This window comes from Butyricimonas sp. Marseille-P3923 (assembly GCF_900184685.1).
GTDB classification, from domain to species: domain Bacteria; phylum Bacteroidota; class Bacteroidia; order Bacteroidales; family Marinifilaceae; genus Butyricimonas; species Butyricimonas muris.
The window spans coordinates 929,000-954,869 of the sequence record NZ_FXXL01000006.1 but is presented as its reverse complement, the minus strand read 5'-3'; the positions used below and the strand labels follow the sequence as shown (position 1 = coordinate 954,869).

At 45.3% G+C, this 25,870-nt stretch carries 19 protein-coding genes; 7 read left to right on the top strand and 12 right to left on the bottom strand.

Going from position 1 to position 25,870, the window contains the following annotated elements; translation table 11 throughout:
• Positions 1–80 precede the first annotated feature (80 nt).
• From CS948_RS09725 to CS948_RS09715, 3 genes are all read left to right on the top strand, one after another.
• On the top strand, positions 81–1,253 hold the full coding sequence (locus tag CS948_RS09725) for a MalY/PatB family protein (protein WP_099291488.1): 1,173 nt from the start codon (positions 81–83) through the stop codon (positions 1,251–1,253).
• A 66-nt stretch (positions 1,254–1,319) separates the two neighbouring features.
• Complete coding sequence (locus CS948_RS09720) at positions 1,320–2,156, top strand: ATP-binding protein (protein ID WP_099291487.1); 837 nt, start codon at positions 1,320–1,322, stop codon at positions 2,154–2,156.
• A gap of 78 nt (positions 2,157–2,234) precedes the next feature.
• On the top strand, positions 2,235–2,855 hold the full coding sequence (locus CS948_RS09715) for a trimeric intracellular cation channel family protein (RefSeq protein ID WP_099291486.1): 621 nt from the start codon (positions 2,235–2,237) through the stop codon (positions 2,853–2,855).
• Between the two features lie 100 nt (positions 2,856–2,955).
• Here CS948_RS09715 and CS948_RS09710 read toward each other — a convergent pair whose 3' ends face one another.
• The 12 genes from CS948_RS09710 to CS948_RS09655 all read right to left on the bottom strand — a co-directional run bounded on the left by CS948_RS09710 (position 2,956) and on the right by CS948_RS09655 (position 21,365).
• Positions 2,956–3,375 carry a hypothetical protein gene (locus CS948_RS09710; protein ID WP_099291485.1) on the bottom strand — a complete coding sequence of 140 codons (420 nt, stop codon included), beginning with the start codon at positions 3,373–3,375 and terminating at the stop codon, positions 2,956–2,958.
• 12 nt (positions 3,376–3,387) lie between these two features.
• Positions 3,388–4,002: a fasciclin domain-containing protein gene (locus tag CS948_RS09705; protein ID WP_099291484.1), complete on the bottom strand. Its 615-nt coding sequence runs from the start codon at positions 4,000–4,002 to the stop codon at positions 3,388–3,390.
• Between the two features lie 10 nt (positions 4,003–4,012).
• Positions 4,013–5,602 (bottom strand): RagB/SusD family nutrient uptake outer membrane protein, encoded by a 1,590-nt coding sequence (locus CS948_RS09700; RefSeq protein WP_099291483.1) that lies wholly within the window; start codon positions 5,600–5,602, stop codon positions 4,013–4,015.
• Positions 5,603–5,613: 11 nt separating this feature from the next.
• Positions 5,614–9,084 carry a SusC/RagA family TonB-linked outer membrane protein gene (locus tag CS948_RS09695; protein WP_176554992.1) on the bottom strand — a complete coding sequence of 1,157 codons (3,471 nt, stop codon included), beginning with the start codon at positions 9,082–9,084 and terminating at the stop codon, positions 5,614–5,616.
• Positions 9,085–9,252: 168 nt separating this feature from the next.
• Positions 9,253–10,422, bottom strand: coding sequence for a FecR family protein (locus CS948_RS09690; protein WP_099291481.1), 1,170 nt, complete (start codon positions 10,420–10,422; stop codon positions 9,253–9,255).
• A gap of 65 nt (positions 10,423–10,487) precedes the next feature.
• Complete coding sequence (locus tag CS948_RS09685) at positions 10,488–11,045, bottom strand: RNA polymerase sigma-70 factor (RefSeq protein WP_099291480.1); 558 nt, start codon at positions 11,043–11,045, stop codon at positions 10,488–10,490.
• Positions 11,046–11,206: 161 nt separating this feature from the next.
• Positions 11,207–12,397, bottom strand: coding sequence for a TlpA disulfide reductase family protein (locus tag CS948_RS09680; RefSeq protein WP_099291479.1), 1,191 nt, complete (start codon positions 12,395–12,397; stop codon positions 11,207–11,209).
• Positions 12,398–12,406: 9 nt separating this feature from the next.
• The gene (locus CS948_RS09675; RefSeq protein WP_099291478.1) at positions 12,407–13,825 is read right to left on the bottom strand and encodes a RagB/SusD family nutrient uptake outer membrane protein; all 1,419 of its coding nucleotides are present in this window, start codon (positions 13,823–13,825) and stop codon (positions 12,407–12,409) included.
• Positions 13,826–13,844: 19 nt separating this feature from the next.
• Positions 13,845–17,408, bottom strand: a complete 3,564-nt coding sequence (locus tag CS948_RS09670) for a TonB-dependent receptor (RefSeq protein ID WP_099291477.1) — start codon at positions 17,406–17,408, stop codon at positions 13,845–13,847.
• 97 nt (positions 17,409–17,505) lie between these two features.
• Positions 17,506–18,681, bottom strand: coding sequence for a FecR family protein (locus CS948_RS09665; protein WP_099291476.1), 1,176 nt, complete (start codon positions 18,679–18,681; stop codon positions 17,506–17,508).
• A 432-nt stretch (positions 18,682–19,113) separates the two neighbouring features.
• The gene (locus CS948_RS09660; protein ID WP_099291475.1) at positions 19,114–19,677 is read right to left on the bottom strand and encodes an RNA polymerase sigma-70 factor; all 564 of its coding nucleotides are present in this window, start codon (positions 19,675–19,677) and stop codon (positions 19,114–19,116) included.
• A gap of 323 nt (positions 19,678–20,000) precedes the next feature.
• On the bottom strand, positions 20,001–21,365 hold the full coding sequence (locus CS948_RS09655; RefSeq protein ID WP_099291474.1) for an MFS transporter: 1,365 nt from the start codon (positions 21,363–21,365) through the stop codon (positions 20,001–20,003).
• 87 nt (positions 21,366–21,452) lie between these two features.
• Between CS948_RS09655 and CS948_RS09650 the strand changes: the two genes are divergently transcribed.
• The 4 genes from CS948_RS09650 to menB are packed head-to-tail and all read left to right on the top strand — an operon-like array spanning position 21,453 to position 25,738.
• A complete protein-coding gene (locus tag CS948_RS09650) occupies positions 21,453–22,595 on the top strand; it encodes an isochorismate synthase (RefSeq protein ID WP_099291473.1) in 1,143 nt (380 codons plus the stop codon).
• The gene (gene menD, locus CS948_RS09645) at positions 22,576–24,270 is read left to right on the top strand and encodes a 2-succinyl-5-enolpyruvyl-6-hydroxy-3-cyclohexene-1-carboxylic-acid synthase (RefSeq protein ID WP_099291472.1); all 1,695 of its coding nucleotides are present in this window, start codon (positions 22,576–22,578) and stop codon (positions 24,268–24,270) included. Before CS948_RS09650 ends, menD begins: the two co-directional genes overlap by 20 nt.
• Positions 24,271–24,305: 35 nt before the next feature.
• The gene (locus CS948_RS09640; RefSeq protein ID WP_099291471.1) at positions 24,306–24,878 is read left to right on the top strand and encodes a DUF4840 domain-containing protein; all 573 of its coding nucleotides are present in this window, start codon (positions 24,306–24,308) and stop codon (positions 24,876–24,878) included.
• A gap of 38 nt (positions 24,879–24,916) precedes the next feature.
• On the top strand, positions 24,917–25,738 hold the full coding sequence (gene menB / locus CS948_RS09635; RefSeq protein ID WP_099291470.1) for a 1,4-dihydroxy-2-naphthoyl-CoA synthase: 822 nt from the start codon (positions 24,917–24,919) through the stop codon (positions 25,736–25,738).
• The last annotated feature ends 132 nt before the right edge of the window (positions 25,739–25,870 follow it).

Below are 25,870 nucleotides of genomic sequence, written 5' to 3'. Positions count from 1 at the left end.
TTGTTTCAGCTTTCAAAAGCCGATAAACATGGATTTCACGAAAGAGTTTTGTAACTTGCAGCAACTTAAAAACAAACGATATGTACAATTTTGACCAAATAATAGATCGCCGGAACACGGCTTGCGCGAAATACGATAATCTGGCAAACGTGTTCGGGGTTACGGATATCCTCCCCATGTGGGTGGCAGATATGGATTTTCAGGTAGCACCTGAAATTCTGGAAGCCGTACGCCAATGTTGTGAAAAAGGAGTTTTCGGGTACACGTTCCGAACGGATGAAGCAAAACAGGCTTTCATTGACTGGACGGCACGTCGCCACGGCTGGCAGGTAAAACAAGAGTGGATATTAAGTAGCCCGGGTATCGTGACTGCATTGTCCCTCGCCGTGCGAGTGTACACGGGGAAAGGGGATAAAGTACTTATTTTTACACCCGTTTACCCGCCATTCCATGCCGTGGTAAAAGACAATCAACGGGAACTCGTGTGCAGCACGCTGAAAGTAGAAAACGGACATTACCGCATCGACTGGGAAGATTTCGAGCGGAAACTGCAAGAAGGAGTGAAACTGCTTATCATCAGCAACTCGCACAACCCGGTAGGCAGGGTATGGACGAAAGATGAACTCACCCGCATGGGTAATCTTTGCCTGCAACACGGGGTAACCATTCTCTCCGACGAGATACATGCCGACCTTACCCTGTTCGGACACAAGCACACGGTAATGGCAGCCCTGTCACCCGAAATTGCCGACATTACGGTAACCATGATGGCTCCCAGTAAAACATTCAATATCGCCGGAATGATGAATTCCGTTATCGTGATTTCATCTCCCGAACTACGCCGCCGTTTTGAAAAGGAAATATTATGCCTGCACTTGGATTTAGGAAATATCTTCGGGCATATCACGTTGGAAGCAGCCTATAAACATGGCGACGCATGGCTGGACAAAATGCTCCGCTACCTCGAAAAGAACATCACCTACACGGACCAATTCCTGCAACGGGAACTTCCCCGGGTAAAAATGATTCCCCCGGAAGGCTCATTCCTGCTCTGGCTGGACTTCCGGGATACCGGGTTGACACACGAACAGGTGCGAGAGAAATTACTCAAGGAAGCAAAAATAGGGCTCAATAGCGGAACCGACTTCGGCGAAGAAGGCAGAGGATTCTTCCGCATGAACATCGGTTGCCCCCTTGCCACGGTAAAAGAGGGACTCGAACGAATAAAGAAAACATTTATTCCCCTATTGTAATAATCATTACAAAATATCTCTCCCTCGTGCCTTATCTTTGTATCAGAAATCAAAAACAACTACAAGATGAAACGAACAATAATCAAGATAGACGAGGAAAAGTGTAACGGTTGCGGTTTATGCGTACAAGGTTGTCACGAGGGAGCGTTACAGTTAATAGACGGGAAAGCCATCATGATCAGCGATTTGTATTGCGACGGGCTGGGTGCGTGTATCGGGGAATGTCCCGTCGGCGCTATTGAACTGGAAGAGAGAGAAGCGGAACCTTATAGTGAAGAGGCTGTCATGGAGCGTATCGCTCCTAAAGGGCAACACGTGATACTGGCTCATTTACACCATTTGAAAGAACATGGAGAAACAGAATTGTTAAAACAGGGAGTGGAATACCTGAAACGTCATAACATTCCCGTGAACCTGCAAGAATTACATCCCGCCCAAAAACTGGGATGCGGGTGTCCCGGCTCCATGGCAAGAGAACTGAAACCTGTCACGAAAGCTGCCCCGGTCGCTTGTGCCGGAAATTCGGAACTCCGGCAATGGCCCGTTCAATTACATCTGCTTAACCCGCAAGCCGGGTATTTCCAAAACGCAGATGTACTCCTTGCTTCCGACTGTTCGGCATTCGCCGCCGGAAACTTTCACGAGCGTTTCCTGAAAGGCAAGATTCTGGCTATCGCTTGTCCGAAACTCGACCACAACACGGACTCCCACGTGGATAAACTTCGCGGTATGATTGACGATGCCAAGATCAACACGCTAACGGTGGTAATCATGGAAGTTCCTTGTTGCGGCGGACTATTCCAAATGGCATTGAAGGCAAGAGAACAAGCCTCACGCAACATTCCGGTCAAACGAATTATCCTTTCCGTGGAAGGAGAAGTAAAAAGCGAAGATTGGATGTAGTATCCTGTTGTAAAACATCTTATAACGAGAGCAATCGACATACATTATTACTATTTTTGTCCCCTCAAAAATAGGATTATGCATATAGATTTCACTACCATTATCGACTATATCGGGACCTTCGCTTTCGCGATCAGCGGTATCCGTCTTGCTTCTGCCAAACGTTTTGACTGGTTCGGGGCTTATGTTGTGGGAGCAGCCACGGCTATCGGGGGTGGAACAACCCGAGATTTATTACTGGGTGTCACCCCTTTCTGGATGCACCAACCATCCTACCTGATTGTCACGGGACTCGCCCTCCTGTTCGTCATCATGTTCGGGAAACACGTGATCCGGCTAAATAATACCTTTTTCATTTTCGACGCCATCGGTCTAGGGCTATTCACCGTGGTCGGCATCGAGAAGAGCTTACTCGCCGGATTCCCCACGTGGGTAGCTATCATCATGGGTATGACTACCGGAGCCGTCGGAGGAGTCATTCGCGACATTTTCATCAACGAAGTACCCCTTATCTTCCGAAAAGATATTTACGCCATCGCCTGTATTCTCGGCGGCTTTATCTACTTCGCCTGTGATGCCCTCGGCATCGGTCACGTCACCACGCAAATCGTCACTGCCGGAAGCGTCATCCTTGCCCGTGTTGTCGCAGTGAAATACCACATCAGCCTCCCGGTACTGAAAGGGCATGAAGATCATTAGTATGAATCGGAAAAATGTGCCTGAAATTGTATTCTATAAGATACAATTCCAAGCACATTATTTCTCGGTCACTACGAGCTTTGCACGTCTACGATAATATCTATTTCACTATAATCCTGAAAATATCATCCTTTACGAAATGATAATCTTCATTACTTATTTCTATTGATAATATATACACACCCTTGGGGATTTCGTGATGAAACGGGATAGTAAAAATCCCGCCGCCATTAATTGTACAAGCCGCTTTCATAGCTTCGGCATCACCTTCTCCGTCCACCTTTACATCTGCCACCCGATAAGTAATCGGAGCCGTTCCCAACACCCCCTGTATCCCCGTGGAAACCCAATCGGATTCATTCTCCCATCGTATGTACTCCTCCACTGTCCATTCCAAATTCACCACCAACGAGTCTGGAACATAAACAGCATTTTCCGTTTCCAAATAGCCAATTTTCACATCATGACATGACATCGCCACGACAACCAGCAATAAAAAACCAGCAATATATTTTCCCATAATTCTATTCATTTATAATTCACCACAATAAAAATTATAATCCAAGGAAATCACGACACCTGTATTCGTTTGAATATCCGGACAAGCCAACGGAATACTTTTTTGAAAATCCAAAGAAACACAATAAAGAGTCAGCGGACCGGCATCTTCCACCCCGTGAGCAGGAGTAGACACCGTGTAAAGCCACACCTTTCCTCCTCCCAGAGTTGGCATTTCAACACCACCGTCACGTCCGGAAGAGGCACTCGTGCCGATACTACCGCGAGGAATATCCGTCATCATGTACCGACCTTTAATCACGTGGCGCAACACGATTTTCTTACACGTATCCACGGGGATACTGTTTACATCAATGTATGCGCTGTCATACATCCAATTACGGATAGAATGATTGGTCGGTCCCAAAAACGTTATCTGCTCCCCGGGTCCCTCTCCCTCAAACAAAGAAGTTAACCCGGCACGTTCAATAACACATACAATGGTATCCCAATTATATGAATCCCCTTTCAAGTACTCCAGCATAGAACAATCATGAACTCCATCTGAAATACCCGTATCAATATAATTATATTTTGTATTACAAGCCCAAAACGTGGCTAACAACAGTCCAATAATTAATTTTTTCATGGCTATAACTTTATTTTCTATTAAACCAATATGTATTCTGAATCATCATAGGATTCAAAAAGAACGCTCCATCCCCTATCGGTAAAAAAAGAGCACCATCCGCCACTTCCTGATCCGTCAATAAACTATACACTTCCTCCTCTTCCTCGTGAGGGAACGGGAAAGGAACAAACACTTTATTTTTAGGCAATTCTGTTTTATAATATCCTTTATTTCGCATGATATCAAAGTAACGGTGGTCTTCAAAAATCAATTCTTTTTCTCTTTCCCGGAAGATCGCCATTTGCAAATCACCATCCGCGTATTCAACGGCTTTTGATCTCCGCTGAACTCTCCACAAATCCTGCACGGCACCGTTTGTATTCCCTAAATGCATCCGTGCCTCCGCCCTCAACAGAATCAAATCGGCCAAACGCCAAACCATCCTGTTCACGTCGAAATTCACAAATTCTAAAGTCTGTTCAGAAGTCGTGGAAGTACTGTACAACCCTTTTCTGTATTTATACTCGAAAGCATATCCGCCACAGGCGCGTGCGCTGTCCGGATCATTTGAATATAATTCCGGTTTATAAAAAAAAGCGTTCTTGCGTTCATCCGCTCCCGGGTACATATCGAGAACCGTTTGAATTTTCAATTTCCATTGATTACTATTAATATCTCCCGGAAGTGCTCCCGGAACAACAGGAAAACCGACAAACCAACGAGCGGATGTAAAAACAGTCCCATCCAATGTTTTATCTTGCGCATTCAATTCTATCTCGAAAATACTCTCTTTACCATTACGTGTATTTAAAGTATTCGCAACCAATAACTCGGCACTATTCTCCAATTCATAAAACCCGCACTCGTCCGTGTCGATCACTTTGGATGCATAAGTATCCACCTTTTCCCAACATGCACGCACTTCTTCATCACTCAAACCTTTCCCCATCGCAGCTTTCCACGCGTAGATGTGTGCTATCAAAGTTGCCGCACTACCTTTACTACCGTATTGCTTCGAGGTAATTCTGGCTCCGGCATAATCCACCAATTCTTCATGCTTCTTCAATAACATGAAAGCTCTTTCCGCACAAGCTAATGCCGTATCCAAAACTTCCATCATCGGCTTTTTAGGACGAGCTTGAGTATCCTCTGTATGTCCGGAAATAACGGCATCTCCCCAATAACGGGCCAATTGCAGATAACATACCCCTTTTATGAAATTTGCCTGTCCATAATAAAAATCCATCCGATCTTGAGCGCACACGGGTTGTTGCACGTTATCAAACAACAAATTGCATTGATAAATCGCGTCATAGAAACTCTTCCAACTTGTCCCGACAGAATTCCATAAATGAAAACGCATAAAAACATCGGGAGATGGGAAATGACCGGAAGGAGAAGCATCCGTTTTCACCCCCGCATATTCCAACGTATTAAAAGTTCGAAACGACCATGCCAGTATCGCGTGCATTCCGCGAGTCAGCGCGGCTATATCCTGTTCATTTTTATAAAAATTAGTAAAGGTAACAGAATTTTCAGGCTCAACGTCCAACATACTGCTGCATGAAATACTCAAGCACAACACAATTGCAGCCAATAATCTTATCAATTTTCTCATAACCTATTCATCTAAAAATTTACGGTAAGTCCTAAAGATATCTTCCGGGCCAACGGGTAGTAATTAAAATCATCCATCCCCGAGTACATATCCACAACCTCCGGATCTAAACCGGAATAATTCGTCAATGTGAAAAGATTCTCGCCCGTGAAGAACAATCGCACACCGGACAGCTTCAATTTCTTTACAACCTGTTTAGGCACATCATAACCTATCGTGAATTGTTTCAACTTGATATAACTTACCTTTTCCAAGTTGGAAGCCAAAGTCCCCCCAAATTGCTGCAAAATATCACTATAAGCAGCCTTTCTCGGGTAATCGGTAATATCTCCCTCTTTTTCCCAAAAAGATACTTTACCCACGTTCTCCAGAATCGGAACATCCGGGTTTCCTGTTAAAGATTTATGATTATAAGTTCTATACATCTTACGTCCAAGAGAGTAAGTGAAAAGAATGTTCACATCGAACCCTTTCCATTTAACTTCATTCACCCAGCCTCCATAAGCCAACGGCAAGGCACTACCTTGGTAAACCATATCTCCCGCACCGATCATGCCATCCCCATCAATATCCAAAATTCTCCTTGTTCCCTCCTCATAACGGGTAGCAGCATTACCGCTTCCGTTTGCACCTACATACATTTTATGCTTGTAACCTCTTTGGTCATAAACATAAGGAATCTCATCATCCGTCTGATAATAACCGTCATCCTCGTACAAGAAAATAGAATAAAGCGGTCGTCCGATAACGTATTTTTCCACGTCACGCCCCGTGTAACTCTTCTTGAAAAGATTCCAGTTACGGGAAATATTAAATTTCATCCTCCAAGAAACGGCTGTTTCACGGAAGATATCAGCCTCCAGCTCCAGTTCCAATCCCTCGTTCGAAACCCGCATGGCGTTCTGCCATTGATTCGTCATAAAACTCCAGTTACCGCCCAAGGGAACGTAATACAAAAGACCTTTCGTCAACTTATAATAATAATCCAACTTAAATTTTATACGATAATCAAACATATCCATATCCAGCCCCAAATCATACTGGTCACTCTCTTCCCATGTCAACCGACGATTAATCATTCCACCCATGGGATTCGGAGAAATTGTCGTTTGTCCCAAGAAAGTCCCGTTCGGAACCATCACGCCGTGCGCCAAGTATGCCTGCCCGAACTGTTGCCCGGAACGTCCCCAAGAAGCACGAATCTTACCAAAATTCAACCAAGACACGTCTTCCAGAAAACTTTCTTCTGAAAAAGCCCACCCGACAGCCGCTGACGGGAATGTAGCCCAACGCACCTTATTCCCAAACACGGAAGAACCATCCTTACGCCAAGTTGCCTCGAAAAGATAGCGTTGCATATAATTATACGCCAAACGGGCATAATAACTGACCAACACTTTTTCTGTCCGATCCGTTTTAGCCTCTTTCAAGTATATGGTCTGCCCATTAACCTCAACAGATGTTCCCTCGTCCACGATATAATGAATCTTGTCACTGGCTCCCCCCAATCCTTTCGCCGCGATATAATCGTTCTGATCAGACTGGTAAGAAATACCGAACAACGCGTCTATATTGTGTTTCTCGTTAAAAGAGGTTTTATAGGTCAACATATTCTCGTTCAAAATTAACAAGTTCCGGTCGACCTCCCCGATAGAAGAACTCAGACCGTTTGTCGGATCCAAAGTACTGGGTCGAAAATTATTTCTCATTCCTTGATTGTAATCCAAGGAACCAAGTACAGACAAATTCAATCCCTTGTACAACTGGTATCTTAAATTCAGATTCGCACGCAAACGGTAAGATTCATTCTTCTCAATGGAAGTATTCAACTCTTCGAGCAATTTCTCCTCATTTATCCCCCCGGCGGCAAGAAGAGAAGAAGTAGTCTTGGGATCTACCGTCAACCTCTCGATTTTTGACCCGGACATGGTACCACCGGTACCGGCCCCGCGACTACGGTCTGTATACGCGAAATACAACCTTGTATCCAGACTCAAATTCCGGGCAGGTTGCGTACCTAAATTTACAATCAGATTTACACGGGAGAAATCACTCCCGTACATGATCCCCTTTTCAGTATAATAGCCGGCCCCCACGAGGTAATTTATCGTTTCACTTCCCCCGCTTGCTTGAATATTCGCATTTACGATTTCCCCGGCACGGAATGCATAACGGAACCAATCCGTGGAATTATTATAATACGGATTCAAGGAATCCTGTAACTGTCTTTTCCCGCTTGTGCGCTTCATCGCGTTGTACCACCAACGGTCATATAATCCCAAACCGGTTTTAGAATCCAAATAATTCTGCGGGAATATATATTCCCCGTTATTATACCCGGCCATATGTTCATTCTTCATCACGTCAAAATTAAAAGCCCTCTCGCCTCGCCCTCCCGTTTGTACCGGAGTCTCGGGTAATATAGAGTAAGAATAGGATACATTTGCAGAAAAACTGGCCCTACCGGCTTTACCCTTTTTCGTGGTAATCAGGATCACTCCATTTCCGGCACGAGAACCGTAGATTGCCGCAGAAGCTGCGTCTTTCAATACCTCGACGGACTCTATTGTCGACGGGTCAATCTCTGCCAACGCATTCGTCCCCGTGATTGGAGAAGTAAACGAATGTACAGGAACCCCGTCAATCACGTACAACGGTTCCCCGTAATCGCGACCGTCCCCCACGAACAGGGAATTATATCCCCGGATAGCAACAACACTACCGCCACCACCGGGAGCACCGCTCTGCGTGTTGATCTCGACTCCCGCCATCCGACCTTGCAGAAGATTCTCGATACTAGCCGTCGGAACCTCTTTTATATCATCCGCCTTCACGGAAGATATAGCACCCACTACTTCCCGCTTTTTCCGTTCCCCGTAAGCCACCACGGTTACCTCGTCAATACTTGCCAAATCCTCTTCCAACGTGATTCTAAGCGTATCAGAGGGGAGCTTGAATTCCAGCTCTTTCGTCTTAAACCCGACGAAACTCAATACCAGCGCACCTTTCGTGATCGGCAACCGGAAAACAAAAATCCCTTTATTATTTGTTGCCGTACCGATATTCGTGTTTTTCAATCTTACTGTAACGCCCGGTATAGGCTCCTTCTTCTCGTCTATCACTCTACCGACCAACACGTGTTCTTTTTGAACCGAATCCCTCGTGACAACCGGGTTTTTCGTGTTAAGAATAACCACGTTATTCACGATGGAATACGTCAGATTCGTACCCTTCAACACGTGCAACAACACATCCTCCAAAGCCATATCCTTCACGTCGATAGAAATATTCCTGACGCTTTTGATATCCTTGTTATCAATGTTATAAAAGAACCCGTAATCCGTTTGCAATTTCAACGATTGAATCACTTCTTCCAAAGTCGCCCCGTTCAATTTAAGACTGACCGTCTTATTCTGAGAATAGAGGCTTGCCGATACATTCATCGACATCACGAACAAAAAAACTGTCAATAATCTTGTCATAAGCCACATTTTTCGAAAACAGTTCCCCCGTATAGGAACGTTCCAACGATTTTTTTTCATACATTTGTTATTCTTAAATGAAACATTACCGGGAACAACACCTGCAAAATGTTTGTTCCCTATTTGTTATTGACAAGAAGTTGCTGCAAACAACTTCTTGTTTTATTTTTACTCTTTCACGATAACCGTCCGGCCACTCACGTTAAATTGCACATCACCCGCTTTGGCTATGATTTCAAGCACTTCATCCAAACAAGTCTGTTTTTTCATGATACCGAAAAAACGTTTCTCTTTCAAACCTTGATTTTGATAAAACACCTCGACATCATACCAACGTGCCACCTTCCGCATAATGGATTCCAAATCATCATTCCGGGCAACAAACAGCCCATCCTTCCAAGCCACGTAAGGGAATACGTCCACCGTCTCTATTCGCACCTCCCCGGACTGTTTATGCAAACGGAATTGTTCTCCCGGTACTATTCTCCGGAACACATCCTTCCTCTCTCCTTTTACATTTATCCCGACGCTTCCTTTTACCAAAGTTGTTTGCACGACATCCTCATCCCGATAAGCCATCACGTTAAACTCCGTTCCAAATACCTTCACCTCTTCCTGCAAAGTTTCAACGATAAAAGGTCTCTTCTCATCTCTGTAAACAACAAAATACGCCTCTCCTTCCAGAAATACCCTGCGTTCATTCATTCCAGTGAAAGACGTCGGGTAACGCAAACGGGAATCCGAATTCAAGTATATTTTCGTGCCGTCAACCAATTCCACGATATACTCTCCGGAAGGCGGAACAACCAGCTCGTTAAAAACAGGAGCCTCCGTAATAACCGTATTTTGTCGATAACGCAAAACGCCATTCTCAACTTGAATCGCTACACAATCCTGTCCGACAGTTTTTTCCGAGAACGTGGAATCAATAACGATTTTTTGTCCCCCACCCAATGAAAGTATCACATTCTTATGACCGGGGGAAAATCGGGAACCCGAATTAACTTCTTGAACATTCTTCGTGCGACCGTTTTGCCAATAAACCGTTCCGAGCATCACGGACAATAGCAAAGAAGCCGCGATTCCTCTCCAAGTCCATCGGTTCATATAACGACGTCGCTTTCCCCGACTACTAGCATATCCTTTCCGGACATCGACACGGGAACATTGTCTTTCCATAATCTTCTCCTGTTGCCGGCAAAAACGTTTATAATACAACCGATGTTCCTTGTTCTCGGCGTACCATGCGTCAAATGCCTTCTGTTCCTCCGCGGAAAGAAGTTCCCCCGTCATTTTCCGGTAAAGAAGAGATACATTTATAAACTCCGATTCACTCATCTGTTTAAATTTTTACACCTATGACGTAAAAATGAAAAAACAGGGTGAACGAAAAATGAAAAAAATTATGGATTGAATAACTTTAAGATTGCTTTTCGTCTCATCTTCAGCAGAACAAAAGACAAAAAAAGATGTACATGCTGATCAGAAAGAGTCTCTCGTAAATCTTGATATGCTTTTTTCATGTGAGTTTTTACCGTGTTGACAGACAATCCCGTGACTTCCGCAATCCGCGGATAACTCATCCCCTCGTAGACACTCAACTTCAACACTTCCCGCCGTTGCTCCGGTAATTTTTCAATTTCCTCCTCGACCCTGCAAATCAATTTCTCCTGCTCCAACACGTCAAAATCTCCCGTGTAGTAAGCCGCATCAAACAACTTCACGTCCAAAGGATCGGTAATCTTTAATTTACGTAGGTAATCCACGCACCCGTTCTTCACGCAACTATAAAGATAGGAACGGCTATACTCCACATTCTTTAAATCCTTTCGGGATAAAAGTGCCAAAAAAACATCCTGCACCATATCTTCCGCCGTTTTCAAATCCCCCACGTACCCCTCGGCAAACAAGACAAGACGCTCGTAATACTTCTCAAATAATATGTCGAACTCACTTTTCACCGTATATACACTTTATCCACGGACAAAGATAAAGAATATAATTATTTCCCAACAACGGTGACACAATTTATTACCACAAACCACTTTATAACACAATTATCCCGCTACTGAACGGTAGCGGGATAACAAAGCATATTTATAATAAACGAATTGTTGCATTATCAATCATAAATCTCCTCCAGAACGGCATCCAATTGCGCTCCCCGCATATCCGTTTTAAAAATACGTCCTTCCTTATCCAAAAGAATACACGTGGGAACACCCTGCACGTTATACACTTTAGCAACCGGACCGTTAAACTCTCCCGGATCATTCAATTGCGTCCAAACCATATTCTCCTCTTTCATGGCTTTTTTCCACTCCGCATCGTTCCGGTCGATAGAGATACTGATAATCTCGAAACCTTTATCTTTATATTCCTTGTAGACCTCTCTCAGATGAGGGATTTCTCCCCGGCAGGGTCCGCACCACGAAGCCCAAAATTCCAGCATCGCATATTTCCCCGCGGGCACGTATTCCGACAACTTCACTTTCTTCCCCTCCGGATTCACCAACTCGATATCCGGGTACTTGGCTCCCACGGCGATACGCTTTCCGACTTCCGCCATTTTCTTGAACTCGGTAGCCTTCTCCGTGTTCGGCCATGCCTTCTCCACCAAGGTTTCCAATTCATCTATCTGCCCCGGGGTGATACGGACGTACATATCCTGAAAATACTGTTTAGCCATATCAAAACCCACCACAGTCTGAATATTATTCTTCACGAATTCCCATTTCATGTCAGCCAACTGCTTTTCCAGCTTCTCCATGGCACGAGCCAACTCAATCCCTCTCTCCTTGTTGAAAATACCATCCAGTGCCGGACGGTGATATTCTTCCAAATACTGTTCATACAAATCACTCGAACGGTTTCTCAACTCCCGTCCATCCGCCTGAAATTTCTGATAGAGGTCTTCCATCGCCGACCCGGTCACTTTCGGCGCCTTCTGCGGTTTATTACTCCAGTACATCGTGGGTAAACTATCAATATTCCCCGAAAAGCTAATCACTGAATTTTCCAAATAGAACGGACTATTCGTGACATTTCTCAGTGAGAATTCCTCTCCCTTAGGATTTCTGTCAATCTGTATCGTGTAGTACCCCGGCTCCGCAAGTACACCCTCGAACACAAACTTTCCATCCTTAATTACCGTGCTGTCAATCAATTCCAATTGCGGGTAATCTATCCTATTCAATGTCACCTTCATACCCTCCGCATTACCGGAGATTTTCCCGTTAACAACATAACGGGGTGCCTTCTGGCAGGAATATCCCGCCAGTAAACACGCTAAAACAATAATTACTGTCCTCATATACTTTTTTTATAATGGATTTTGTTCTAACAAATTATTTCCGGCCAATGCTGTTTGCGGCATCGGGAAAATCAACTGCTTATCCGAAACGACGGTCGGCTTCACGTCTGAAATCTTCAAGTCGCCCTCTATATGATAGCGTACCAAATCGAACCATTCTTCATAAACCTCCGCAATTAACTCCAACATCTTATGCTGCCGCACCATCTCCAGCAGTTGATTATCAGGAATCGTATTCACGTAATCCGTATCATACCCTGCACGATCGGTAATTTCCTTTAAACTTGCCCGAGCACCGACATAATCATCATATCCGCGAATAGCGGCTTCCGCGTGAATCAAGTAAACCTCTGCCAAACGCAAATAAAAATAAGAATTTGACTGTCCATTCAGATCACTCTCGTTCAATGGATATTTTCCATTTAAATTCGGGCCATAAGTACTTGTTGCAAAAGTCACAGCAAACCGCAAATCAAATCCTGCTCCGGTCACCAAGTCACCATCTTTCACCCCACCCACTAACACATCAGCAACTTGTTGGGGATAACTTCCCGGCTTCGTTGACCTTATATTTGTAATCAACCTCTCTTTGAAACCCCAAGCATAAGCGGCAAATAAGGCTTCAGAAGAAGTATGTCCATGCTTGAATATATCCGCAAAATTAGTTTCCATCGTGTAACCATACCCTGCCGCTTCATCCAATACCTCTTTTGCCAAATCGGCAGCCTCTTTATATTTCTTTTGATATAATAAAACCTTCGACTTAAATGCCCTTGCCGTAAGATTACTAATATAATAATGTTCAGTCGGTTCTTCTGGTATCATTTTAATTGCATCCTCCACATCCTCCATAATATACTTGTAAGAATCCTCCACGGAACTCCTCACAGCTGCTTTATTCTCCGTCATGTGTCGTTTTACCAGTATGATCCCAAGGGTAGAATTTTCATCATAAAATTGTCCGTAAGCACGCAATAAAAAGAAATTTGCCATTCCCCGGAGGAATCGACATTCTCCAATCATCCGTGACGTACTGACAGAATCCAAACCTACGGCTCTCCCCTCTTCTAATTGTTCGCCTACGAGACTCGCATAATTCACGATAGCATAAAGCCCTTTATAATATTTTGCGATCGTTTCAGATTCTGGTTTGACCGTATTATCACTAAACACTGCCCTATCTGTCAGAGAACTTGCCGTTAATGACCCCGCCAATAATCCCATATTAGGAGTAATCATACTAATATCACTACTACGCCATAACTCGTACACGCCTCGTAAGGCAAGATCAGCAGACTTCGCATCCCGTATCAAAGAACTCTCGTCTAACTGATAATAGGGTTTTATGTTATCAATATCCCCGGTCAAATCACAGGATGCTAAACCCAAAAACCCGATGAAGGAATATAGTAAATATCTTAATTTCATACCATCTCTATTTATATTATTAAAAACTAACCTTGAGTCCAAAAGTAAATGTCTTACTTAAAGGATAATTGTCATTACTGAACACAGCCTGCGTGATCGGATTTCTACCCACGGTTACATCGTCTCCCATCAATTCAGGATCCAAACCCGGCCAATTCGACCATGTCCATAAATTAGATGTGCTCACGAACAATTGTGCACTTTCCAACCCAACCCGTTTTGCCCAAAGATTCGGCAAATTATAGGAAAGCGTGATATTCTTCAGCCGCAAATAAGAAGTCTTAAATACGTAACGGTCCGAAGTTCTATAATTTTTCCCGGGATCTGACACCAGTAATTGAGCGTACCGAGCATTCGTGTTTTCCGGCGTCCATGTATTATGATAAAATTCTCTGGGAATACTATATCCTAAATTTCCATAAGCAGACGTTGACAAATCATTTAACATAGCTTCCGCGCCTTGAGAGAATTGGAATACCACCGCCAAATTCCAATTTTTATAGGTAACCGAATTAAAGAAACCTCCGAAAAACTTCGGTTCCGGATTAGCTATCACTTTTCTATCATCGCTCGTGATACGTCCATCCCCGTCTAAATCGCGATATTTATAATCGCCGGCACTTGTACCTGACTCTTGGAAATAAATACTATTATCCGTCGGGTCAACCCCGTTTGCCAAACGTGCCTCGTAATTATAGCGATCAACCTCTTCATTCGACTGAAATATTCCATCCACGACATATCCTTTCATCACTCCCGCCGGATATCCCACGACAATTTGATCGACTTGGGAAGAGGACAGTGTAGCCCCGTGCAAATCTTTCACTTTATTCCGGTTAAAAGCAATATTAAAACTAGAAGTCCAACTCCAATCATCATTCCGAATAATATCGCTACTCACTTCCACTTCCAATCCTTTATTCGTCAAGTCCAGCAGATTTGAATAATATGTTATCGATCCCGTTTCAAGTGCCACGGGAGAAAGACTCAAAGCCCCATCCGTGAACCTGTAATAAGCATCTACACTCCCGTAAAGACGACGATTAAAAAATGAAAAATCGACTCCGCCATTATATTCTGTCGTCATCTCCCAACGCACATCTCGATTCGGGAACGCACCTTTCGGTAATACCGAAGGTTTTTGTGCCCATAGATCGTTGCTTGCCCTACCAAACAATTGTTTATAAACGAAATCGTCTATATTCGTCGAGCCGGTCTGTCCCACGCTGAAACGCAATTTCAAATCATCCAATTTGGAAAAATCTTCCATGAAACGCTCGTTACTCATTCTCCAACCTAAAGAAAGCGAAGGAAAATACCCGCGTTTATTACCGGGTCCGAACTTAGAAGAAGCATCCGAACGGAAATTCACTTCAGCCAGATAACGATCCGAGTAAATATAACCGATACGGGCATACACGGAATTCAGACCATTTACCGATTTACCGTCCCCATAATAAGAAGCACTAGCCGCTGATCCTATATTATTCAACACCTCATCGTCCGCAAAATCTTGGTATCCGGCGTACTCACTTGTCGAGAAAGTACGATCCCATCCATATCCCACCATGAAACTCAAACGGTGATTCTCAATATCCAAACTATAATCTGCCCGGAAATTAATAGATGTGTTTGAAACATCACTATTCGTTACATCTCGGGTAGATGGATATGCACTTCCGCCAATAGCAGACCAATCTTCTTGGGTAAAAGCCGGAGTAAAACTACTGCCCTTGGATTGAAAATTTGCAATATTAATATCTCCCCGGACCTTCAACCCGTCTATAATACGATATTCCGCATAGGCACTCCCGATAAATTGATACATCTCCGACCTATTACTTATCTGTCTTTTAGCAACCGGATTAGCCCCATATACTGGCATCCCCCACGATGGACTAAGATCTATTTGTCCCCAATCCCCGTTTTCTTTTTTAACCGGTGCGTCCGGACGTATGTTCCAAACCTTGTAAAACTCATCTGCAGTTCCCGTGGCATCTTTCCGCTTAGATAACGAATACCCCATAGTCACCCCACTTCTCAACCGGTCGGTAACATTAGCATCCACGGCAAGACGACCGCCATATCGCTTAAAACCGTCATTAATATAAATACCATCTTGATTCACCGAATTGAATGAAAAAGAATAATTAATATTTTGGCTTCCACCACTTATTCCCAAATTGAATTGTTGATTCGTGGCATTAGAATTCTCTATTTCTTTCACCCAGTTGGTATTAACATCACCAATAACTCCTTCCAAAAGACCATTATATATCGTACTTAACGGAGTATAATAATCCACGTCATATACAACATCCAAATCACCCATAGTTAGCATATTACCGAGCATCATCCCACGTGTTCCCTCGTCTATCCGGTAACCACCGCCTATTTGGGCTGACTTTTGGGCATTCATTGCCTCAGCAGAATATTTCATCATCATATCCTGTACTTCCGCAAATTGAGCCGTATTCAACGGTTTGTACCTTTTCACCGGATTCGCCACCGTCACGCTATAACCTGCCGTCACGGTCAACTTCTCATTCCGTCTCCCGCTTTTAGTTTTCACGATAATTACACCGTTAGCCCCCCTCGAACCGTAAATCGCTGTAGCGGCGGCATCTTTCAACACGTCGATACTCTCGATATCATTCGGGGAAATCACCAATAACGGGCTCATCCCGCCTTGTTGCGAGAAAAACGGCACATCATCGATCACATACAACGGTTCATTCGAACTACCCGACACGGGCGAGGTAATACCTCTCACGTTGATCTTCGAGGGAGCACCCGGTGCACCGTTATTTTGTGTTACCAACACACCTTTCAACGCACCACCCAGCATCCCGTCAAAAGACGTTGCGCTACTGGAAAACTTACTCAATCGATCGGCGTTAATCGAAGACACCGAACTCGTCACGTCATGCTTTGACTTCGTACCGTAACCGATCACGACCACGTCACCCAGACTCACTTGCTCTTCCTCCAGAACCACGTTGATCTCTTTCTGTCCCGTGTAAGGAACTTCCTTGCTTTGCATTCCCACGAAAGAGAAGACAAGCGTAACATCCTGCCGTTCGGCAAAAGTCAGCGTGTAATTCCCGTCGATATCGGTAGCGACACCCACCGTTGTCCCCTTCACGATCACGGATACTCCCGGCAGGGGCAGACCGTCCTTATCTTTCACGTTACCGGTTACCCGGATCTCTTTCACTTCCTTTTTCACGTTATCTCTCGCCACTATCGCGATAGAATTTCCCTCGACAGTGTACGTGTAAGGAGTCCCTTCCAACACCTTGTTCAGCACGTTCTCCACCGTCTCCGCCGTCACGTTCAACGTCACCGGCTTCAACTTATCCATCTGATCGTCGCTATACACGAAATTGTAAGTCGTTTGTTTACGGATTTCGGCAAACACTTGCTTGACCGCCGCATCCTTAAGATTAATAGTCACCCGTTGCGGTGATGCAGAAGAGGAATTAGCCCAAAGATTCGTTACCATGCACAAACACAGCGTCATAATCACGAACACTTTGCAATAAATCCCCGCAAAAGCTTTCTTTTCTCGCGAATTTTTCATACTCTTGTAAATTAATTGATGATTCAATTGCCTAAACCTCCAATTTAGGCGGTTAACTTATTTACGACGGGAAGTGCTGGTAACACTTTCCGTCTCTTTATTTAGTAATGGTTATTTTATTTCCATCCACTTGAAATTTCACTAATAGCGTACGCTGAAGCAAATTCAACACGTCCCGGAAATCCTCGCTCCTGTCCACCCGTCCCGAGAACCGTTGGGAACGGGCATCATCAGCCGCGAACACCACCTCCACGTCATACCAGCGTCCCAATTTTTCCATAATCTGCTCCAGACTTTCACCCTCGAAAGAGAAATATCCCTCTTTCCATGCCACGTACGCCGACGCATCCACTTCCGTCACCACACATTCCCCCGTTTCCGTATTCACCTCCGCCATCTCGTTCGGGCTCATCATCCGTTCTCTCGAAGCATGTTCCAAAGACCTTACCCCCACTCGTCCCTCTACCAGCACGGTCTGTACCTGCCGCGGGTCATAGCTGTTCACGTTAAACCGTGTCCCGTAAACCTTCACTTCCACCCCGTTCACGCTCACCTTAAACGGCTTCTTGTCCTTCGTCACCTCGAAATAAGCCTCCCCTTTCAAAGAAACCTCTCTCGTCGTGTCATTAAAAATCACCGGATAAGTAAATTCAGACTCGGAATTCAACCAAACGACAGTACCATCTGCAAGCTCTACCCGAAACTCTCCCCCGCGAGGAATGATCAACGTATGGTGATCCGCTTTCTTTCCCTGATTTGTCGATTCCGTGTAAGCGATTCCATCCCTTCCCGAAGAAACCACTCCACCTGCGAGTTGTTTCAACAAATTGCTCTCTTTCGCCAAATTCACCCGTGTTCCATCCCCCGTTACCAAAATCGGTTGCGCTTTCCCGTGAACCGCCACGGGCAACACGTTCTCGGGCATCACCTCCCGCGAACCGTTCGCGTACCAGAAATACAGCCCCACACCCAACAACATGATAAACACCGCCGCGTAGCGAGTGAAATATACCAGACGTCGTTTACTGTTTTTCCGCTTATTCTGCCGAAATTTATCCACGTACCAGTTCCGGTCACGTTGATACGTTTCCCCGGACAATCCCGCGATACCTTCCGAACGGTCAAACTTAGAAATCCGATTGTAAAAAGCCCGATGCTCCGGAGAAGCCTCCAACCAAGCATTCAATTGCTCCTGCTCCTCTTTTGTCAAATCCTCTGCAAGACTCTTCCTAATTAGCGTCCATTCCAAAGATTCATCGTTTCTATTTTCCATAGTTTTCGGGTTTAATTTCTATTAAGACGCCTCAAAAGAGAAAAAGGTTAAGACAAAATATCATTATTTTTTGATAAAAATTTTCAAGGTAGCGCACACCAATAAACAAAACACTAATTAACAACTAATTAGCAAATAAAAAAAAATCGGATTAAAAAAGTTACCGAAGACAAAGAGTAACTCAACTCTCCCTCTGTTTATAGAGGGAATTCTTCGATTTAGTGATTCAGTGATTGCCGATTCAGTAATTAATGAAACATCGTTTGTGTGGCTGGAATCATTCAATCACTGAATTAATAAACTCCTCCGTCAGCTACGCTGCCACCTCCTCTATAAACAGAGGAGGAGCTGGGATACAGTCTTAAACACTAGAGGAGCAACTTGTAACTTGCAGAAGGCAAGTTGCAACTCGCCGAAAGCGACTCTAGCCCCTTAAAACAAAGCGAACAACAATAAACGATCTTTCAGATAGGGCAATTTTTCCCGGATCATCCGGATAGCCCCGTTCATCTGAACCTTAGCACTATTTTCCGAAATTCCTAATTTTTCGGCTATCTCCTTAAATTTGTAATCCTCCGTGACACGCAAACGAAAAACTTCTTTCATTCCCGGGGGCATCTTATCGACAATTACCTGCAACTCGTCCAACACGGAGCCATCCTCTATCGCATCCACGGTATCCGAATACAGGTGGGCTTCCAATACATTCTGTTTATACGAGTCTTTGATTTTCAGATTCCGAAGGAAACTCAGACAACGATTCCTCACTGCCATAAACAGATAGGCCTTTACCGAAGTCGTTATATTCAACACCTCGCTCTTCTCGAAAAGATCCGTGAACAAATCCTGCACGATATCATGAGCTGCCTCGGGATCACATAAATAATTGGCAGCGAAACGATACAAACGGTTATAATATTGCTCGAACAAGAAAACATAAGCCTTCTCCTCCCGGTTCTTTAATTGTTTCACGAGCAAAATATCGTTTTCGTCCATAAAGTGATAGAGTAAGTCCTACAAAGATAACATACGCGAGTTAAAAAGCAAAATATACTCGAAACAATAAGAATACGGTAGAAAATTCCATAATAATAGCGTATCAATTCCGGTTCAATTCCGTCATGAACGCTATACGAACCCTATATGAACCCTATACGAACCCTATTTATAATAGCGTTCATAAAGGGTTATAAAAGCTTACTTAAAGTTTTTTACACGGAAATGAACCGGAAGTGATCTACTACTATAGTTGATTTCTTCTATATAATGGATAGTACTTCCTCATAACTTCCCACTGAATATCAGACAAAAAAAAGAAATTAGAATTTGTATTCCTCAACAGAACCTATACCCTCGGCAATCTCTTTGATTATACCTTTTTCCACGTAAACCGGACGGGCATATTTCCGTACTATCGGGCGGTAGTGTTCAAAAATCAAAGAAGCTATAAAACAACAGGCACCTGACAATAAGATAATATTCTGCAATCCCGCAAACTTCTCGATAGCCCCCAACACCATACTTCCCACGGGTGCCATACCCGTGAATGCCATAGCCATATACCCCATTACCCGTCCCCGCTTATCTTCCCACGACAGCGTTTGCAACAAAGTGTTGATGGAAGCTACCGCCGCGATGATCGTGAACCCGACAGGCACACACAAGACAGCCGCCACCCACGGCACGGTCACGAAAGACATCACGACAAGACCGATTCCCAGCAACGCGCCGGAGAGCATAACCACTTTTCCCAATCCCAACACGCTCTTCCGTGCCGCGAGATATAAAGCCGCAATAAACGACCCGACACCCACGCACGACAGTAACAACCCCAGCATCTCGCTCTCCCCGCCCAAAATGGTCTTCACGTAAGCGGGAATAAACGTCATCAACGGCAAACCGAAAAAGCTAATCGCGCTCATCAACAACAACAGCGAACGGATAGGCATATCGTGTGCCACGTACAGGAATCCATCCCGCATATCTTCCCACACCCGTTGTTTCACGACGGTTTCCCGGTTCGGTTTTATCCGCATCATCAACAAGGCGATAATCACAGCGATATAACTGACACCGTTCAACAGAAAGCATATTCCTTCGCCCAACAAGCCGATCAGCACACCTCCCACGGCAGGACCTATCAAACGGGAACCGTTGATCACGGCGGAATTCAAGGCGATAGCGTTACCCAATTTCTCCGCAGGCACCAGACTCGGGTAGAACGACTGGCGGGTAGGATTATCCAAAGCATTGATCAACCCGATAAGCAGGCTCAACACCATAATGTGCCACACTTCGAGCCAGCCCGTTAGCGTCAATAATGCCATCAGCAAGGCTTGCACCATAGACAGCGATTGCGTCACGACCAGCAAAGCCCGCCGGTTGAAACGATCGACAAAGACACTCATGTAAGGAGTCACGACCAGCACGGGGATTTGCGCCATAAACGTGACCGTCGCCAACAGGAACACGGATCCCGTCAGGCGGAATACCAACCAGCTCATGGCTATCTGCTGCATCCACGTTCCGACGAGTGACACGCATTGTCCCCCGAAATAAAGCCTGAAATTACGATTCTTCAGCGACGCAAACACCTGGGAGAAAGCCCCCGAGTTATTCGGCAATAACTCACGAAGCCCTCGCCAACCGCCCAAGAATTTATGTTTGTCACCACTTTTATTCATGTTTTACAAAAGTAGTTAGTTTTTACTTGAATCATGAAGCAACGCAGAAGAATTTTGGTTACTTTCGCGTAAAGATTAGGGTACATCATGACACTACAAACAGAAAATAGATTATCCGTGGCAGAAGCACAAGCCATTTGCTTGAGGAATAATATTCCTTTCTACTCTTATCGCCTGCCCGGTTCGCGTGAAGTCGTATTCGGGGCACAACTGACCAATAACATCCGCCTTTTTAAAGGATTCGAAAAACACCGGGGCGAGAAAGGCTTCATCATCACCCCTTTTAATCCCGCGTCATGGAGTTTCCCCTTCTTCATACAGGCAGACCTGACGTTCACGGATTATCTCACGGATCAGGAAGCTATCGTTAATCTCCGGAATACCGTGTTCAACACGCCGGGACGTATTTTCACCAAGCAGGATTGCGAGCATTTCGAGTATCTGGACGAATTGCGCACCCTAATCGCCACGTTGAAACGGGAGGGAATGCGGAAAACGGTACTATCCCGCACGATCACCATCCCGTGTGATTCCCTGCGGATAGCTCCCGTGTTGTTTGAACAGATGAGGCAATACCATCATGCCTTTCTTTTCTTTGCCGCCATTCCCGGCAAATGCGCGTGGATGGGAGCTTCGCCGGAAACTTTCTTGAAATACGATCGCAACGGATTTTTCTCCATGTCGCTTGCCGGCACGCAACCCGTGTCTACCGCACAGAACCCGCCGCAATGGGGAGAGAAAGACATCGAGGAACAACAAATAGTAACCGATTATATACAAAATACTTTAAAGCAATTTTTCACCCGCCATCTCGAAACGGAAGGACCGATCACGCTTCAAGCGGGCAACGTGTTCCACCTTTGCACCTTTTTCAGAAGTGACGAGCAGATTCCACCCGACCGGATCGACGAACTGGTCACACAATTACACCCTACCCCGGCCGTTTGCGGTATTCCCAAGAAACGGGCGATGCAAGTGATAACCGAAATCGAGAAGCAGGAACGGGGATATTATGCCGGGTACCTCGGCCCGTTACAGGCAACCGGGGCGTTTGACCTTTTTGTCAACCTGCGCACGATGGAGGTATTCGACGATGCCTTGAAACTATACGTGGGCGGAGGTATCACCCCGTTGTCCGACCCGGAAACAGAATGGCAGGAAACTTGTCAAAAAGCCGATACATTACTCAATTTGATTCGCCAGATCAACTATGGAAAAACTACATTCTGATATCGAGAGCGTTCGCGTGCTCGTGAGCCTGCTCGTGCAAAAAAGAGTACGCCACGTCGTCCTCTCTCCCGGTTCCCGCAACGCACCATTGGTGGTGTCAATCGCCCGAGAAAGACGCATACTCCACCGTGTTATCACGGATGAACGCTCCGCTGCTTTCTTTGCCCTCGGGATGGCACAACAAAGTGGTGAACCCGTGGCACTTGTCTGTACTTCGGGTACGGCTTTGTTGAATTACGCACCTGCCGTGGCAGAAGCTTATTATCAAGGAGTGCCGCTTATCGTCATTTCGGCCGACCGCCCCGCGGAATGGATTGATCAGGATGACAGCCAGACAATCCGGCAACAAGGCGCACTCGACCGTTTTGTCAAGAAAAGCTACCAACTGCCCGCGGCGATAGCAAACGAAGAGGAGCATTGGTATGCGAACCGCATGATTAACGAGGCTATCAACCTGACGAGACTTCCCCGCAAAGGTCCAGTCCATATAAATATTCCCCTGCGGGAGCCCTTGTACGAGTTTCACCAAAAAACACTTCCGGCGGAACGTGTCATTGAAGCGACTCCTTCAAGAAATGTTTTCCCGGACGAAATTATAAACCAACTGAGGCAAGAATTCGCGTCTTCGACCAACGTGATGATCATCGCGGGATTTCAAGCACCCGATCCGGTTTTACAACGACATATCGAACAACTCGCGGGATTCCCGAACACGGTAGTTCTCACGGAAAGCGTGGCTAACTTGACTACTCCTTGTTCCTTCTCGACGATCGATCGCATTATCTCGACCGTGCGTCCGGGGGAAGCCGGGGCATACGCTCCCGATTTACTCATCACGTTCGGGGGAGCCATTATCTCCCGCATGATAAAGGCGTTTATCCGCGAGCATCCGCCCCGCGTACATTGGCATATAGACGAACGTGCCACCCCGCCGGACACGTACAAGTCCATGACACGGCACCTGCAAACAAATACCGGGGAGTTTTTTAAACAATTCCTGTCAACACCGCTTCCCTTGATATCCGCTTCCGGCTACGCGTGGAAATGGTTGCAAAAAGCGGAATCGGCGACAACGAAACACGAGGCATATATAAACCGCATCCCGTGGTGTGACCTGAAAGCATTTTCCGTGTTGATGCCCGAGTTGCCCGCCGATAGCCACCTGCAACTCGGGAACAGTACTCCCATCCGTTACGCCCAGCTTTTCCGCTATTCCCAAGTATCCCGTTCGGATGCCAACCGCGGAACCAGCGGCATTGACGGATGTACCTCTACCGCTATCGGGGCAGCCTGTTCTTTTGACGGGACGACAACCCTCATCGTGGGGGATAACAGTTTCCTGTACGACTCGAACGCTCTTTGGATGAAACAGATACCAGCCCGCCTGCGAATCATCGTGATGCAGAACGGCGGAGGCGGAATCTTCCGTTTCCTCCCGGGACCGTCGGCATTGCAGGAGGTGGAAAAGTATTTCGAAACACCGCATAAGGTGAACCTGAAACAATTGGCAAAAACCCATAATTTCGAGGTTTACAAGGCCGACAATGAAGCTGCTTTACGGGAAATCCTACCCGTTTTTTACGGACCGTCACAACGTCCGGCGGTATTGATTGTCGAGACCCCGGGGGAAATAAACGGCGAGATTCTGAAAAAATATTTCGAGGCTTTGAAATAGACTTGGAATTAATTTCGTATTTTTAAATCGTGGAAATGAAAAAGAAATTAATCGGATTAAAGATTTTAAGCATTCTTTCTCTCGTTATCCTTTTATCAGGGTGTAATGATGATGAAGAAAAGATTAGCGCCAAGCAAATCCGACAAGCTCTATTCGACATGAAAGGGACATATCATGGTTCCATCGAAGTTGCATTTTATCACGGGGATGAAATCACAAAGATTGACAACGCCAAAGCCAAATCACGCGATTCACTTTCATTCGTGATGCCGCTTGCTCCCATTGCCGACATCATCGACGACAAGCAGGTTGCCAAAACCCTGCGTGACATTGAAGAAGTGGAAGTCAAAGCTGAATACGAATTCTTACAAATTGACAACGATGGATACTCCGTGCATTTTGTACTTATTCCGGAAAACATTGTCATTCCCGCCAATGGAAACACGCCGGACATTACGATAGTCCTCGCCGACACGTTCGGCGGTGATTTTGAGAAAGCCTTTAATTTTATCATGTTCAATGTTTCTCCTAAAGAAATTTTAGTGGGAGGCACCAAACTTGATTCTTTCAAACAACTTGTCTATCACTTCAGAGGAGAGTATGAATAATCTAGCTTACAGTATGTAAATATTAAAACCATAAGAATATGTCAAAACGAAACTGGACTACTATCAAAGAATACGAGGATATTAAATTTGAGTTCTTCGAGGGAATAGCCAAAATCACGATTGATCGTCAGGAAGTGTATAACGCTTTTCGCCCGCAAACCAATTTTGAAATGTTGGATGCCATGAATATTTGCCGCGAACGCGGTGATATCGGGGTGGTGGTACTCACGGGGGCAGGGGATAAAGCCTTCTGCTCGGGAGGCGACCAAAAGGTGAAAGGCGTGGGTGGATATATTGACGAGAACGGGGTACCCCGGTTGAACGTGCTCGACCTACACAAAGCTATCCGTTCACTTCCGAAACCCGTGATTGCCATGGTCAACGGTTACGCCATCGGGGGCGGACACGTGCTGCACGTGGTGTGTGACCTTACTATCGCTTCCGAGAATGCCCGTTTCGGTCAGACCGGCCCGAAGGTGGGGAGTTTCGACGGAGGATTCGGTTCCTCTTATCTTGCCCGTCACGTGGGACAGAAGAAAGCACGGGAAATATGGTTCCTGTGCCGCCAGTACACGGCAAAAGAAGCCGAAGAGATGGGTATGGTGAATAAAGTGGTTCCCTTCGAGCAACTGGAAGACGAAACCGTGGAATGGTGCAAAACAATCATGCAACGGAGTCCGATGGCAATCCGCATGATTAAACGGGCATTGAACGCGGAACTCGACGGACAACACGGGATAATGGAATTTGCCGGAGATGCCACCCTCATGTATTATCTGATGGAAGAGGCACAAGAGGGTAAAAATGCCTTTTTGGAGAAAAGGGACCCGGATTTCCAACAATTTCCCAAGTTTCCTTGACAGCAGGGGCTATAAAATTTGTCATCATCAAGTATCAATATCCGTTCGTTTATTAAACGAAAAAAGATATTTTGTAGTTACAAACGTAATACATTGAAAATAAGCAAATATTCAAAATTCAATCAAAAAGTA

Coding starts and splice junctions, on each gene's coding strand:
- CS948_RS09655 (WP_099291474.1), bottom strand. CDS start 21,365: ATGAATAAAAGTGGTGACAAACATAAATTCTTGGGCGGTTGGCGAGGG.
- CS948_RS09675 (WP_099291478.1), bottom strand. CDS start 13,825: ATGAAATTAAGATATTTACTATATTCCTTCATCGGGTTTTTGGGTTTA.
- CS948_RS09710 (WP_099291485.1), bottom strand. CDS start 3,375: ATGGGAAAATATATTGCTGGTTTTTTATTGCTGGTTGTCGTGGCGATG.
- menB (WP_099291470.1), top strand. CDS start 24,917: ATGTCAAAACGAAACTGGACTACTATCAAAGAATACGAGGATATTAAA.
- CS948_RS09680 (WP_099291479.1), bottom strand. CDS start 12,397: ATGAGGACAGTAATTATTGTTTTAGCGTGTTTACTGGCGGGATATTCC.
- CS948_RS09690 (WP_099291481.1), bottom strand. CDS start 10,422: ATGAGTGAATCGGAGTTTATAAATGTATCTCTTCTTTACCGGAAAATG.
- CS948_RS09650 (WP_099291473.1), top strand. CDS start 21,453: ATGACACTACAAACAGAAAATAGATTATCCGTGGCAGAAGCACAAGCC.
- CS948_RS09695 (WP_176554992.1), bottom strand. CDS start 9,084: ATGACAAGATTATTGACAGTTTTTTTGTTCGTGATGTCGATGAATGTA.
- menD (WP_099291472.1), top strand. CDS start 22,576: ATGGAAAAACTACATTCTGATATCGAGAGCGTTCGCGTGCTCGTGAGC.
- CS948_RS09640 (WP_099291471.1), top strand. CDS start 24,306: ATGAAAAAGAAATTAATCGGATTAAAGATTTTAAGCATTCTTTCTCTC.
- CS948_RS09700 (WP_099291483.1), bottom strand. CDS start 5,602: ATGAGAAAATTGATAAGATTATTGGCTGCAATTGTGTTGTGCTTGAGT.
- CS948_RS09725 (WP_099291488.1), top strand. CDS start 81: ATGTACAATTTTGACCAAATAATAGATCGCCGGAACACGGCTTGCGCG.
- CS948_RS09720 (WP_099291487.1), top strand. CDS start 1,320: ATGAAACGAACAATAATCAAGATAGACGAGGAAAAGTGTAACGGTTGC.
- CS948_RS09705 (WP_099291484.1), bottom strand. CDS start 4,002: ATGAAAAAATTAATTATTGGACTGTTGTTAGCCACGTTTTGGGCTTGT.
- CS948_RS09665 (WP_099291476.1), bottom strand. CDS start 18,681: ATGGAAAATAGAAACGATGAATCTTTGGAATGGACGCTAATTAGGAAG.
- CS948_RS09715 (WP_099291486.1), top strand. CDS start 2,235: ATGCATATAGATTTCACTACCATTATCGACTATATCGGGACCTTCGCT.
- CS948_RS09660 (WP_099291475.1), bottom strand. CDS start 19,677: ATGGACGAAAACGATATTTTGCTCGTGAAACAATTAAAGAACCGGGAG.
- CS948_RS09670 (WP_099291477.1), bottom strand. CDS start 17,408: ATGAAAAATTCGCGAGAAAAGAAAGCTTTTGCGGGGATTTATTGCAAA.